Source organism: Pseudomonas ogarae, assembly GCF_014268695.2.
In the GTDB taxonomy this organism is placed as follows: Bacteria; Pseudomonadota; Gammaproteobacteria; order Pseudomonadales; family Pseudomonadaceae; genus Aquipseudomonas; species Aquipseudomonas kilonensis.
Genome location: NZ_CP077086.1, coordinates 3032667 through 3045204 on the forward strand (window position 1 = coordinate 3032667; position 12538 = coordinate 3045204).

Sequence of the window (12538 nt, forward strand, 5' to 3'; positions counted from 1 at the left end):
AGCGGGAGCAAGCTCCCTCGCCACAGGTTTATCGACCTCTTTGGATATCAGCACCAGGGTTAAGCACAGCACCACCGAGGAACAATGATCATGTTCGCCGAAGTCCGTACCTTCAATGATCCTCAGCAACACGCCGGTTCGATCCTGGGCTGGCAACAGGTCTATGACCAACTCGGGCGTGGCTGCCTTTCCAGCGAGCTGCGGCAGGTGTGCGCCGAGCGTTTCCAGATCTTCCAGGAGGTGCTGGATAAACGGGTGGTGCAGCGCGGTAGCGCGCCAAAAGGGCGCTTGTGCATTGCCATGTCGCTGGGCGGTGCGCCGGTGGTCCAGGGGCACCAAGTGGGCGCCCACAGTGTCGTGCTGTTGCGCGATGGCGAGGACTTCGTCTTGCACGCCCCAGAAGGCATGCACTTCTTTGCGGCCAATGTCGATACGGTGCGGTTCGCCAAGCTGGCGGCCTACGAACTGTCGAGCGAACAGCTCAAGCGCCTGAAAAGCGTGTCCCAGGTCAGCGTGGATGAGGCGGTGCTGCGCCGGGTGCAGCAAAGGATCCACCCACTGTTTCGTCACCTTCTGGAGCAGGCGGACGCGGTCAACCCTGCCGCGGAAAAAATCCTCGAAGACGTCCTGCTCAACGCCTTTCTCGACCTGTTCAGTCACGCTTCGGACGAGGTGCGTGGCCGGCGTGGCAATTTTGCCGTCAGTGCCTATCTGGTCAAGCGTTGCCAGGAGCTGGTCGTCGCCAGCGCAGAGGTGCCCTTGAGCATCCTCGACTTGTGCGAGCAATTGCGGGTGAGTCGCAGGACCCTGCAGAACAGTTTCCAGGCGGTCACCGGGATGCGTCCGGTGGAGTACCTGCGCAACCTGCGGCTCAATGCCGTGCGCCGGCGTTTGATCACGACCCGTGCGGCGGCACTGAACGTCAGTGAAATCGCCGTGGCGATGGGGTTTTTCCACCTGAGTCATTTTGCGGCGCATTACCGGGCGTTGTTTGGCGAATCCCCCTCCGATACGCCCAGGGCACCTGCATGATGGGCTGCCGCCTGCGGTGTTACCGAAGCGCCATCCTGCACCCATAAAAGGCAGCCACTGAGCTGTTAGGTAGCACACCTGCGCGGTTAAGGGCTTAAGGCTGGCAGTCGTTTTCCTCGGCAAATTCCTTCAAATCAATCGCTTGCACGCTAACGCGTGAGGTTGGCACGCATTCTGCTTTTTTGAATCCATGGATAATTGGATACAAAAATGCAGAAGGTGCTGCCATGCAATTTGCCCCGACTTACGCTGAACGCCCACCGATGACTGCCGAGGAAGAGGCCTACAACTTCCTGCTCGATGCCATTTGTGGCGGTCGGTTACGCAAGGGCGACCGGCTGATTGCCGAGGACATCGCCAACGAGATCGGCATGAGCCGGATGCCAGTGCGCGAAGCCTTTCGCCGTCTGGATGCCCAGGGCTTGGTGACTCTGCGGCCCAATCGCGGGGCGATTGTCAGCGGCCTGGACATCGATGAGTTGCACGAAGTCTTCGAGATGCGCAGCGCCCTGGAAGGCCTGGCAGTCCGTGTCGCGACAGCCAGGATTGGTGAGCGCCAACTGGCTGCCTTGGAGCGACTGCTGGACGAGATGGACGATTACCGCGAGGAAAGCGCCGAGTGGGTCAGCCGCCATCGCGCGTTCCATGAATACCTGTGCAGCCTCAGCGGTCGCCCGCGATTGCTCAAGCAGATCAGCGCGCTCTATTCCCTGATCGAAGCGCCCATGCGCCTGTGGTTGCAGCACGTGGAAAAGCCCCTGAGTGCGCGCCAGGAGCACATGCTGATCCTTGACGCCCTGCGTGCGGGCGACGCCGACAAGGCCGAGGCGGTGGTGCGTGCGCACATCGAAGGCACCGTCCCTGAATTGATCGAGTTCCTGCAATCGAAAAAATAACGAGAGCGGGCTCCGAGCCTGCCCGTGTTCTGACTTTGAGTACTGCCCGTTACTTACTGAACTGGAGTGTCTGGTCATGCATAAGCCTCGCCTGTTGGTTGCCGCTTTATCCTTGGGTTTCTGTGCACAGTGGGCGGTTGCCGCGCCCGTTGTCCCGGAGCGTTTGCTCAAGGTCGATAAACTCGTCTACTGCTCAGGCATGGATTCGCCGCCGCTGGTGTCCTTCGATGAGGCGCAGAAACCCAAGGGACTGACCGTGGACCTGGGGCTGGAAATCGCCAAGCGCCTGGGCGACAAGAAGGTGGAATGGCGGGTCATTCCCTTTTCCGGGCTGCTCCCCGCGTTGCTGGCCCGACAGTGCGACATGATCGTCGACCAGCTGTTTGACAAGCCCGAGCGCCGTGAGGTGATCGACATCGTCAACTACATGTATTCCAGCCAGGCGGTGGTGGTGCCCAAGGGCAATCCAAAGGGCCTCAAGACGCTGCCGGATCTCTCCGGACACAAGGTCGCCGTACTTAACGGTTCCACCATCAAGACCCTGCTCGACGCCGAGAACGAGACCCTGGTCAAGGCCGGCAAACCGCCTATGAAACTGGTGGTCTACAACTCCGACACCGATGCCTTCCAGGCCCTGCGCATCAGCCAGGTCGACGCCTACGGCACCACCGTGGAAACCGCCGGTTATTACGCCACCATGGCCCCCGATCTGTTCGAGGAGGGCGTGCCAGCCTTCAGCCGGATTCTCACTGGCCTGGGCATTCGCAAGGACGATCCGCAACTGACTGCGGCTGTGCAGCAGGTCATCGGCGATATGCGCAGCGATGGCAGCTACAGCCAACTGCTGGGCAAATGGCATGTCGCCAGTGACACGCTTGATTGAGGTGAACTACCGATGAATTTCAATTGGGATGTGTTCTGGCAGTACCTGTTGCAGCCCAGTGGGGTGTACCTCACCGGGCTCTGGCTGACCTGCCTGATCAGTGTGCTGGCGATGCTACTGGGCTGTGCCCTCGGGCTGGCCGCCGCGCTGTTGCGGTTGTCGAAGAACCCGTTGCTGCATTTGCCAGTGCGCTTTTACGTGTGGCTGATGCGCGGCACGCCGTTGCTGGTGCAGATCGTCTTTCTCTACACCGCACTGGCCGCCGGCGGGATTTTCCGCTTCGAAGACATCGACCTCTTTGGGCTGGTAATCCCTGGCAATATCCAGGCGGCGATCATTGCCCTGGGCCTCAACGAGGGTGCCTACATGGCCGAGATCATCCGCGCCGGCATCGGTGCGGTGGACAAGGGCCAATACGAGGCCGGGCGCTCGTTGGGCATGACCTTCGCCAAACTGATGCGCCGCATTGTGCTGCCCCAGGCGTTCCGGGTCATCGTTCCGCCGCTGGGCAACGAGTTCAACGTAATGCTCAAGAACACCACGCTGGTCAGCGTGATCGGCGTCCAGGAATTGTTGCTCAGTACCCAGATGGTCACGTCGGCGACGTTCCGGGTGTTCGAACTGTATCTGGTGGTGGCGATCTACTTCCTGTTGCTGACCACGTTGTGGGGCTTTTTCCAGCGCTGGCTGGAGGCCCGTTTCGGTCAATCGGACCGGCCCTCGTCACCGCCGCCGGCTTCGACGCGGATGTTCGGTCGCAGCACCCTGAACCTGCTGAGGGCACGTTAACCATGGCGCATAAAAGCGAAGAGCTGATTATCGAGGCGCTGGATGTCCACAAGTCCTTCGGCGAGCTGCAGATTCTCAAGGGCATCTCCCTGCAAGTGCGGCGCGGCGAAGTGGTGGTGCTGATCGGCGCTTCGGGCTCGGGCAAGACCACCTTCATCCGCTGCATCAACCTGCTGGAGGACATCCAGGGCGGGCGGATCCGCGTCAACGGCCGGGCCATGGGCTATCGCGAGCGGGCCGATGGCAGCCTGGTGCGTGAGTCTGAGCGCAACATCGCCCGTCAACGGCGGGACATCGGCATGGTCTTCCAGCGCTTCAACCTGTTTCCTCACATGACGGCCCTGGAAAACATCATCGAGGCGCCGATCCAGGTGCTTGGCGTGACTCGCACTGCCGCGCTGGAGCAGGCCCGCGGCCTGCTGGAGCGGGTCGGCCTGGCGGACAAGGCCGATCACTACCCGTCGATGCTCTCTGGCGGCCAGCAACAGCGGGTGGCGATTGCCCGGGCCCTGGCGATGAAACCCCAGGCCATGCTGTTCGACGAACCCACCAGCGCCCTCGACCCGGAGACTGTCGGCGAGGTGTTGCAAGTGATGAAGGAGTTGGCCGAGGAGGGGATGACCATGGTCGTGGTGACCCATGAAATGGGCTTTGCCCGGGAAGTGGCCGACCGTGTGGTGGTCCTGGACCAGGGCGAGCTCATCGAGCAGGGGCCGCCGGAGCAGATTTTCTGTCACCCCATTCATCCTCGTACCCGGGCTTTTCTCAGTCGCGTGTTATGACCTTTCCCGGCCACTGAATTCCTGTATCGAAGAGCCTTCACCATGCTGAAATTTTCTGCCCACCAATACCCTTATCCGTCGCAACGCCAGAGCGTTTTCGCCCGTCGGGGCATGGTCGCCGCGTCCCAACCCCTGGCTGCCCAGGCGGGCATCGAGATCATGCAAAAGGGCGGCAATGCCATCGACGCCGCCATCGCCACCGCGGCGGCGCTGACGGTGGTGGAACCCACTGGCTGTGGCATCGGCGGTGATGCCTTCGCGCTGGTCTGGTGCAAGGGCCAGTTGCACGGCCTCAACGGCAACGGCCATGCACCGGCCGCCTTGAGCATCGAGGCGGTCAAGGCCGCCGGCCACGAGCAGATGCCGCTCTATGGCTGGACATCGGTAACCGTCCCGGGCTGCCCGTCGGCCTGGGCCGAATTGTCCCGACGCTTTGGCAAGCTGCCCTTTGCCGAGCTGCTGCAACCGGCGATCAGCCTGGCCCGGGATGGCTTTGCGCTGTCGCCGGTGGTTGCCCATCAATGGCAGGTTGCGGTGAACGAGTTCACGCCCCATCGGGATGCCGTCCTCGAGACTTGGTTCGAAACTTTCCTGATCGATGGCCGGGCGCCACGGGCTGGGGAGGTTTTTCGCAACCCGGCCCAGGCGCGCACCCTCCAGGAGTTGGCCGATACCCGCTGCGAGAGCCTGTATCGCGGTGCATTGGCCGAGCGCCTGGACGCTCATTCCCGGGCCAGCGGCGGCTATCTGCGGGCCTCGGACCTCAAGGATTATCGCGCCCAGTGGGTGGACCCCATCCACATCAATTACCGAGGCGTGGATGTCTGGGAAATCCCGCCGAGCGGGCAGGGCCTGGTGGCCTTGATGGCGTTGAAGATACTGGAAGGCTTCGACTTCGATCACCGTGACAGCCAACAGACCTGGCATCGCCAACTGGAAGCGATGAAGTTGGCCTACAGCGACGGCCTGCACTACATCACCGATCCTTTGCACATGCGCGTGGCGGTGGCTGACCTGCTCAGCGATGACTACAGTGCCCACCGTCGTCGGCAGATCGGCGAACAGGCCCAACCGCCCGCGCCCGGCGACCCCCACGCCAGCGGCACGGTGTACCTGGCGACTGCGGATGGGGAGGGCAATATGGTCTCGTTCATCCAGAGCAACTACCACGGGTTTGGCTCTGGCGTGGTGCTGCCCGACAGCGGTATTGCCTTGCAGAATCGTGGGCAGGAATTCAGCCTCGATTCGAGCCACGCCAACTGCCTGGCCCCAGGCAAGAAGACCTTCCACACCATCATTCCCGGTTTCCTCACCCGCAATGGCGAGGCCCTCGGTCCCTTCGGCGTGATGGGCGGCTACATGCAGCCCCAGGGGCATGTGCAGATGGTCATGAACCTGGTGGATTTCGGCCTGAACCCGCAAGCGGCGCTGGATGCACCGCGCTGGCAATGGCTGGGGGCGATGAAGGTCGGGATCGAGCACGGGGCCTCACGGGACCTGGCCAATGCCTTGGCGCGTCGGGGGCATGAGGTTCAGATCGCCAGCGACCTGACCGACTATGGCCGCGGCCAGATCATCCTGCGCGACCCGGCCAGCGGGGTGTTGTGTGGCGGGACTGAACCCCGGGCGGATTCGCATATTGCTGTTTGGTAAATACGTGATCCGCCGATACCTGGAATATCGGCAGATCGCGTTGCCGCTCAAGCCTCAGTAAGGATTGCAGTACTGTGCGACAGCCCTGGCCTGGTCGACGTAAGGACGTGCCGGCTCAAGGTTCCACTCGGGTTTGTTCCTGACGGGTTTGCCATCGAAGGTTGCCGCCAGATGACACACCAATTGCCGGCGGAGGGACCCGCCGTAGACGCTGTATTGCCGCCATTGCCCGTCGTCTTTGTGCTTGTTGTACAGCTCGGCAAACATCCTGTCGGTCTGGTCATCCTTGATCGCGCGACCACAGGCCGTGGGCACGACCTCGAGCGACCAGGTGTCGGGCCCAAGCTTCGGATCAGGGCGTTTTACCCAAGTGCTGGATTCGATGTAGCGGTCACAGAATTGTTGCGTGGGCGGCGGCGTGGTTCGGGTGCAGGAGAACGTGGCCTTGCTGCCCGGCGTCCTGGGGAAGTCGATCTTGATGATGTTGCGATCCTTGCCGGTCTTGTCCTTGTAGTCCCGTTGGTTGGCCAGGGCATCGTTCAGGCCACGTTGATCGCTGTAGAAAAACGCCAGGATCGGCAGTGCATCGTCTTTCGGGTTACCCAGGCGCAGTTCGGTCTGGGTTTGAAACTCGCGGGTATTGATGACTTGCCGGGCGCCCATGAAGTTTCGAAAGGCGTCGACCCGTTCCCGGCTGCTCATGGGGTTGCGCATATTGAAACCACATTGCAACTGGTCCTGCTTCCTGTCGTTGTTGAACCGGGTGAAGTGCGCGACCCAGGCATTGGCGTTGAGGATAGGTGGCGCCATGGCCTGGCAGACCGCCTCTGTCTGGGCGGTGTTTTTATTGTTGCCACAACCTCGATCATCGCGAAAGTCGGTCCAGGCATCGTTCGGAAATGCGCAGTAGATGTGCACCGGGGTTTCCGGTTCGCGTACCTGGTCAATCGGCGTGATGATGTAGCCGTTCTGGGTGCTCATGCCAGGGTCTTCATAGCTGATGCCATCGACCCGCATCCAGGAGGCGGCAAAGGTGCCCAACTCTTTCGCTTTCGGGCTTGGGTTCCAGACATCCCATTTCTCGCCCTTCGCCGGGTTGGCGCGGTGAGTGCCCCTGATCAGCAACCCCGAACAATCCGAGGCCGGGTCCTGCCGGCAACTGTCGACGGTGTTGTTGTACAACCCCTCCACCCGTTTTAGCGTCTCTTCGCACGACTCGGCATTGGCCGCTGTCGTTTGCCAGAACAACGGGAGGACGAGCAGTGGTGTGATCCTTTTCAAACGTGTCTTCATGACGTGACTTCCTTGTGTTGGAACCGGTAGCCGGCACGGCATTCCATGCCGGGGAAAGAGAAAACAGAAGGGGTTGGTGCCGGCCGGCGGGTTTCATTGAACCTGTCGCGGGCATTGGCGGTGTTATGGGCGAGGGCAACTCAACGCTGGGCAGCTACCGCATGGGACGTCAGGGGGCAGGGTAAAAGACGCACGAGCAGCTGCGCACATGTCGACACTCCTTGTCGAACGAGATGGGTGAGTTTCAAGGTAGTCAACCGATTCCCGCAGGTCAAATCAGCGCTTTTTCTTCAGGGGCCATTCCCGAGTGAATCTTGATGACGACCTTGCCCTTCGATCGTCCTTGTTCGACGTAGCTCAAGGCATCGGCTGTCGCGTCGAAGGGAAAGGACCGATCAATCACCGGCTTGATGCTGCCGGCCTCGACGAGCGTGCTGATCTCACGCAGTTGAGGACCGCTGGCGTGCATGAACACGAAGGTGTAGCTCACACCCTTTCGGCGGGCCTTGCGGCGTATACCGCTGCTCAACAGGCCCATGATCAGTCTCAGCACCCAGGAAAATCCCTGGGCCTGGGCGAACTGTGGGGTGGGTGGCCCGGAGATGGAAATGAGCTGGCCGCCAGGTTTGAGGATCTTCAGCGATTTCTCCAGCTCATCGGCGCCCAGGCTGTGCAACACGACGTCATAGTCCTGCAGAACGCTGGCGAAATCCTGTTGCTTGTAATCGATGACAACGTCCGCGCCCAGGGCTTTGACCCACGGCACATTGCCGGCGCTGGTGCTGGTCGCAACGAAGGCGCCGAGGTGCTTGGCAAGCTGGATGGCGAGGGTGCCGACGCCGCCTGAACCGGCCTGGATGAAGACCTTTTGGCCTCGCTTCAGTCGGGCGGTTTCCACCAGTACCTGCCAGGCGGTCAGGACGACCAAGGGCAGGGCGGCGGCTTCTTCCATGCTGATGTTTGCCGGTTTCATGGCCAAGGCGTTTTCGTTCACTGAAATCTGCTCGGCGAAGGTGCCGATGTGCCCATCCGGGGCGCGGGCATAGACTTCATCGCCTGGTTTGAATTGCTCGACACGGGATCCCACGCGGACCACGACCCCCGCCACGTCATGACCCAATGCCAAGGGAAATGAGTAGGGCAGGATCAGTTTGAATTCGCCTTTGCTGATCTTTGAATCCAACAGATTGACGCTGGCAGCCTGCACGCGGACCAGTACGTCATGGTCACCCACGTCAGGGGCCGCTAGCTCGCCAATACGGCCACTGTGCTTGCCGTAACGGTCGATTAGAAATGCCTTCATGGTGCTTTGCTCTCATAAGGGATGCAGCGCAGTGATCACCTGGCCAGGCATCCGGAAATACCGGCGCTGTCCTTCGCGCCGGCGCCCGCTAAACGATGATCACGCCGGGTCTTGATAGCGTTCGGCAACATGGGACTGCCGGATTTGTCCGAGCAGGCCTTGACGCGCGGCCTGCAAGGCATCCCAGCGTGCTTCTTCATGCAAGGGCGGGATGGTCACCGGCTCGCGACGATCAAAACCGACCAGCGCGGCATCGACCAGGTCACTGACTTCCATGATTTCATTCAGGGTGTTGATATCGATGCCCGCGCGTTCCCAGATTTCGGTACGGGTGGCCGCTGGCAGGACGGCTTGTACGTAGACGCCTTTCGGGGAGAGCTCCAGGCTGAGTCCCTGGGAGAGAAACAGCACGAACGCCTTGGTCGCGCCGTAGACCGACATACCGAACTCCGGTGCCAGGCCAACGACGGAGCCAATATTGATAATCGCGCCGTCACCCGCTTTGACCAGGCGTGGGGCGATGGCGCTGGCCAACCGGACCAGCGCAGTGGTATTGAGCGACACCAGGTGTGCGACGCTGTCGGTCGATTGCTCGATGAAGGTCCCGGATTGGGCGGCGCCGGCGTTATTGACCAGGATGCCGATGTTGGCGTCATCGCGCAGCCGCGCTTCGACGGTTGTCAGGTCGCTGAGCTGGGTCAGGTCGGCCTGGAGAATATCGACGGCAACGTTGTGTTCGCTGCGCAGCTTGGCGGCCAGTGCTTCCAGGCGCGCGCTGTCGCGGGCCACCAGGACGAGATCATGTCCACGTTGGGCAAAGCGCTGGGCATAGACAGCGCCAATGCCGGTGGAGGCGCCAGTGATGAGAACGGTTGTGCGAGTGTCCATGGGAAATTCTCTTCTTCAAGGTATTGATGAGCGAGTCGCGCGCTGTTGTTCAGGCGCGCAATCGGGTCTGGTTAGTGTTACTGCGCGCTGGATTCAGCGAGCGTTGGATAATCGATGTAGCCCGTCGCACCACCACCGTAGAGGGTAGCGGGATTGAATGCCGACAAAGGCGAACCGGTTCTGAGCCGCTCCACCAGGTCCGGATTGCCGATGAACGGCCGGCCGAAGGCGATCAGGTCAGCCTTGTCTTCGACGAGTCGTGAGGTAGCCAGGTCCAGGTCGTAGCCGTTGTTGGCGATGTAGGTGTTTTTGAAGCGCTGGCGCAAGACAGCAAAGTCGAAGGGCGCAACCTCGCGCGGCCCACCGGTCGCGCCTTCGACCACGTGCAGGTAAACGATGTCGAGGGCGTTGAGCTGTTCGACCAGGTAGTCGAACTGCGCCTGTGGTGCGCTGCTGGACACACCATTGGCCGGCGAGACCGGCGAGATGCGCAGGCCGGTGCGGTTGGCGCCGACTTCGTCCACCACTGCCGCGGTCACTTCCAGCAGCAGGCGCGCACGATTTTCAATCGACCCGCCGTAGGCATCGGTGCGCACGTTGGCGCCGTCCTTGATGAACTGGTCCAACAGGTAGCCGTTCGCGCCGTGGATCTCTACGCCATCAAATCCCGCGGCGATGGCGTTCGCCGCCGCCTGGCGAAAATCGTTGACGATCCCCGGCAACTCGCTGATGTCCAGCGCTCGCGGTTCGGAAACGTCCTCGAAACTGTTGTTGACGAAGACCTTGGTCGCCGGACGCAGGGCGGAGGGGGCTACTGGCGCCGCGCCATTCGCTTGCAGGTCGACGTGGGAAACGCGGCCGACATGCCACAGTTGCAGGAAAATCCTCCCGCCTTTGGCATGCACGGCCTCGGTGACCGTGCGCCAGCCGTCGATCTGTGCCTGGGTGTAGATCCCGGGTGTGTCCTGATAGCCCTGTCCTTGCTGGGATATCTGTGACGCCTCGGAGATCAGCAGGCCTGCCGACGCTCTCTGGCTGTAGTAAGTGGCCGCGAACTCGCTCGGTACAAAACCTTGCCCCGCACGGTTACGTGTCAGCGGCGCCAGGACCACTCGGTTGGAAAGCGTGAGATCACCCAACGTGTAGGGCGTGAACAGGATCTGGTCGGTCATGGCGTCTTGTTTCCGTCGGTTTGGATAAAGGGAGCGCGTGCAGCCTGGCGAGGTGAGCACGGCTTTTCATTAGGATGATGATCGAAATCTAAACTGTCAACGAATTTGATTATGTTCGACATCTATGTATGATGTACGCATGATTTCGAGCAGCACGAGGGAGTGAAAAATGAGGGTGACCAAGGCCCAGGCCCAGGCAAATAGGGAGCACATCGTCGAGACGGCCTCTGTCTTGTTTCGCGAGCGAGGCTTTGACGGCGTGGGTGTGGCGGACTTGATGGCGGCCGCTGGCTTCACCCATGGCGGGTTCTACAAGCATTTCGGCTCCAAGGCCGACCTGATGGCCGAAGCAGCAGCTAGCAGCCTTGCGCAGTCGCTGACCGACAATGCGGGCATCGACGTGGCTGGTTTCGTCGATCTTTACGTGTCCAGGGATCACCGCGACGGCCGGGGTGGCGGTTGCACCATGGCGGCACTGTGTGGCGACGCTGCCCGTCAATCGCCCGAACTGAAGGCCACCTTTGCCAACGGCATCGAAAACACCCTGGCCGCGCTCGAAAGCCGGTACGACTCCGGGCAAGACGAGTCGCAGGAAGCACCGCAGGAAGCGATCAGGGCAAAAATGCTCGACATGTTGGCGCATGCCGTCGGGGCGATCATGTTGTCACGGGCCTGCCCGGACGATTCCGCACTGGCCGATGAAATCCTCGAGGTTTGCCGCGCCCGGATCATCGCGGCGCTGCCGCCGTCGTCCGCGAAACAGCCTTGAGGGCAGGGCGCCGGATGCCGCTTGGCGTTATAGCGACGCCCTGACCACCAACGGGCAATCCACCGGCTGGGTGCCCGATACCTCGAGGTTCTCGATCAGGTGCCGGGCCGCCTGGCGACCGATCTCGTAGTACGGCAGTTGTACGGTGGTCAGTGGCGGGATGAACAGTTCGGCGATGCCGATCATGTTGTCATAGCCGAGCACCGCGACATCGCTGGGAATTTTCAGGCCGCGCCCCAGCAACAGCTGATAGGCGCAAAAGGCAATGCGGTCGTTGCCGCAGACCAGGATGTCGAATTGCGGACGGCCGTCAACGATATGCCGGTCGAGAATGGCGGCGGTTTCACCATAGGCGTCGTGATCGGAAAGGTCGTATTGCAGGAGTGCTTCAGGTGCCAGCCCGACGGCCTGACAGGCGCGCTTCAGGCCTTGCTGGCGCAGGCCCCAGGCAAGACTTTTCCTCGGTAAATTGATACACAGCGGGCGTCGGTAGCCTTGGCTCAACGCATGCTGCATGGCTCGATGCTGCCCGGCTTCATCATCCGGGACATAACTGACCAGGTGGCTGTCATCGGCCAGGCAATTGGCGAGCACCAGCGGCTTGCTCTTGAGTCGCTCGGGAATGCTCACCTGGCGCAATCCCATGGCACTGAAGATCAACCCGTCGGGGCGGTGCGACAGCATCAGGTCGATGTTCTGGTCGGTGGGCGGGTTGCTCAACAGGTTGAGGATGAAGACGTTCCAGCCTGCCTGCTGCGCGGTCTGTTCGATGGACAGCAGCAACTCGACGGCGAACGGTGTGGTCGCGGTATCCAGTGCGAACACACCGATGGTGCGCGCCTGCAGGTTGTCGCCGCGCATCCTGCGCGCCGACAGGCTCGGTACGAATTGCAGTTCCTCAATGGCGCGACGTACCCGCTGAAGGGTTTCGGGGCTCAGTTTTTCCGGCGTGTTGAGCGCGCGCGAAACCGTCATCAGGGATACGCCGGCCAGCTGTGCAACGTCTTTCACTGAAGTCATGCGAAGTGCGGCCAGTCAGGTTGACGCAGAATCATGACACAGGCCTTGGGCTTCTCGC

Annotated in this window: 12 protein-coding genes; 7 read left to right on the forward strand and 5 right to left on the reverse strand. The window is 61.4% G+C overall.

What is annotated here, in order from left to right; all coding sequences use genetic code 11:
- Positions 1-90: 90 nt before the first annotated feature.
- The 6 genes from HU749_RS13355 (at position 91) to HU749_RS13380 (ending at position 6035) form a co-directional block, all read left to right on the forward strand.
- Entirely contained in the window at positions 91-1032 is a 942-nt protein-coding gene (locus HU749_RS13355) for a helix-turn-helix domain-containing protein (protein ID WP_095962406.1), read from the forward strand.
- A 227-nt stretch (positions 1033-1259) separates the two neighbouring features.
- Positions 1260-1928: a GntR family transcriptional regulator gene (locus tag HU749_RS13360; RefSeq protein ID WP_003200810.1), complete on the forward strand. Its 669-nt coding sequence runs from the start codon at positions 1260-1262 to the stop codon at positions 1926-1928.
- Positions 1929-2004: 76 nt separating this feature from the next.
- Positions 2005-2811 carry an ABC transporter substrate-binding protein gene (locus HU749_RS13365; RefSeq protein WP_186650903.1) on the forward strand — a complete coding sequence of 269 codons (807 nt, stop codon included), beginning with the start codon at positions 2005-2007 and terminating at the stop codon, positions 2809-2811.
- Positions 2812-2823: 12 nt separating this feature from the next.
- Positions 2824-3600, forward strand: coding sequence for an amino acid ABC transporter permease (locus tag HU749_RS13370; RefSeq protein ID WP_014337982.1), 777 nt, complete (start codon positions 2824-2826; stop codon positions 3598-3600).
- A 2-nt stretch (positions 3601-3602) separates the two neighbouring features.
- Positions 3603-4382 (forward strand): amino acid ABC transporter ATP-binding protein, encoded by a 780-nt coding sequence (locus HU749_RS13375; protein WP_003200817.1) that lies wholly within the window; start codon positions 3603-3605, stop codon positions 4380-4382.
- A 42-nt stretch (positions 4383-4424) separates the two neighbouring features.
- Positions 4425-6035, forward strand: a complete 1611-nt coding sequence (locus tag HU749_RS13380; RefSeq protein ID WP_186650901.1) for a gamma-glutamyltransferase family protein — start codon at positions 4425-4427, stop codon at positions 6033-6035.
- Positions 6036-6089: 54 nt separating this feature from the next.
- On the opposite strand, the gene HU749_RS13385 is transcribed toward HU749_RS13380, so the two are convergent.
- From HU749_RS13385 to HU749_RS13400, 4 genes are all read right to left on the reverse strand, one after another.
- On the reverse strand, positions 6090-7328 hold the full coding sequence (locus HU749_RS13385) for a DUF2599 domain-containing protein (RefSeq protein ID WP_095962361.1): 1239 nt from the start codon (positions 7326-7328) through the stop codon (positions 6090-6092).
- Positions 7329-7599: 271 nt separating this feature from the next.
- Complete coding sequence (locus tag HU749_RS13390; protein ID WP_186650899.1) at positions 7600-8631, reverse strand: NADP-dependent oxidoreductase; 1032 nt, start codon at positions 8629-8631, stop codon at positions 7600-7602.
- A 99-nt stretch (positions 8632-8730) separates the two neighbouring features.
- Positions 8731-9519, reverse strand: a complete 789-nt coding sequence (locus HU749_RS13395) for an SDR family NAD(P)-dependent oxidoreductase (protein ID WP_095962359.1) — start codon at positions 9517-9519, stop codon at positions 8731-8733.
- Between the two features lie 77 nt (positions 9520-9596).
- Positions 9597-10691: an alkene reductase gene (locus HU749_RS13400; RefSeq protein ID WP_046065718.1), complete on the reverse strand. Its 1095-nt coding sequence runs from the start codon at positions 10689-10691 to the stop codon at positions 9597-9599.
- 169 nt (positions 10692-10860) lie between these two features.
- Here HU749_RS13400 and HU749_RS13405 point away from each other — a divergent pair, with 169 nt between their 5' ends.
- Positions 10861-11460: a TetR/AcrR family transcriptional regulator gene (locus tag HU749_RS13405; RefSeq protein ID WP_186650897.1), complete on the forward strand. Its 600-nt coding sequence runs from the start codon at positions 10861-10863 to the stop codon at positions 11458-11460.
- Between the two features lie 27 nt (positions 11461-11487).
- Here HU749_RS13405 and HU749_RS13410 read toward each other — a convergent pair whose 3' ends face one another.
- Positions 11488-12480, reverse strand: a complete 993-nt coding sequence (locus tag HU749_RS13410; RefSeq protein ID WP_186650895.1) for a LacI family DNA-binding transcriptional regulator — start codon at positions 12478-12480, stop codon at positions 11488-11490.
- Between the last annotated feature and the right edge of the window lie 58 nt (positions 12481-12538).

Coding starts and splice junctions, on each gene's coding strand:
- HU749_RS13355 (WP_095962406.1), top strand. CDS start 91: ATGTTCGCCGAAGTCCGTACCTTCAATGATCCTCAGCAACACGCCGGT.
- HU749_RS13360 (WP_003200810.1), top strand. CDS start 1,260: ATGCAATTTGCCCCGACTTACGCTGAACGCCCACCGATGACTGCCGAG.
- HU749_RS13365 (WP_186650903.1), top strand. CDS start 2,005: ATGCATAAGCCTCGCCTGTTGGTTGCCGCTTTATCCTTGGGTTTCTGT.
- HU749_RS13370 (WP_014337982.1), top strand. CDS start 2,824: ATGAATTTCAATTGGGATGTGTTCTGGCAGTACCTGTTGCAGCCCAGT.
- HU749_RS13375 (WP_003200817.1), top strand. CDS start 3,603: ATGGCGCATAAAAGCGAAGAGCTGATTATCGAGGCGCTGGATGTCCAC.
- HU749_RS13380 (WP_186650901.1), top strand. CDS start 4,425: ATGCTGAAATTTTCTGCCCACCAATACCCTTATCCGTCGCAACGCCAG.
- HU749_RS13385 (WP_095962361.1), bottom strand. CDS start 7,328: ATGAAGACACGTTTGAAAAGGATCACACCACTGCTCGTCCTCCCGTTG.
- HU749_RS13390 (WP_186650899.1), bottom strand. CDS start 8,631: ATGAAGGCATTTCTAATCGACCGTTACGGCAAGCACAGTGGCCGTATT.
- HU749_RS13395 (WP_095962359.1), bottom strand. CDS start 9,519: ATGGACACTCGCACAACCGTTCTCATCACTGGCGCCTCCACCGGCATT.
- HU749_RS13400 (WP_046065718.1), bottom strand. CDS start 10,691: ATGACCGACCAGATCCTGTTCACGCCCTACACGTTGGGTGATCTCACG.
- HU749_RS13405 (WP_186650897.1), top strand. CDS start 10,861: ATGAGGGTGACCAAGGCCCAGGCCCAGGCAAATAGGGAGCACATCGTC.
- HU749_RS13410 (WP_186650895.1), bottom strand. CDS start 12,480: ATGACTTCAGTGAAAGACGTTGCACAGCTGGCCGGCGTATCCCTGATG.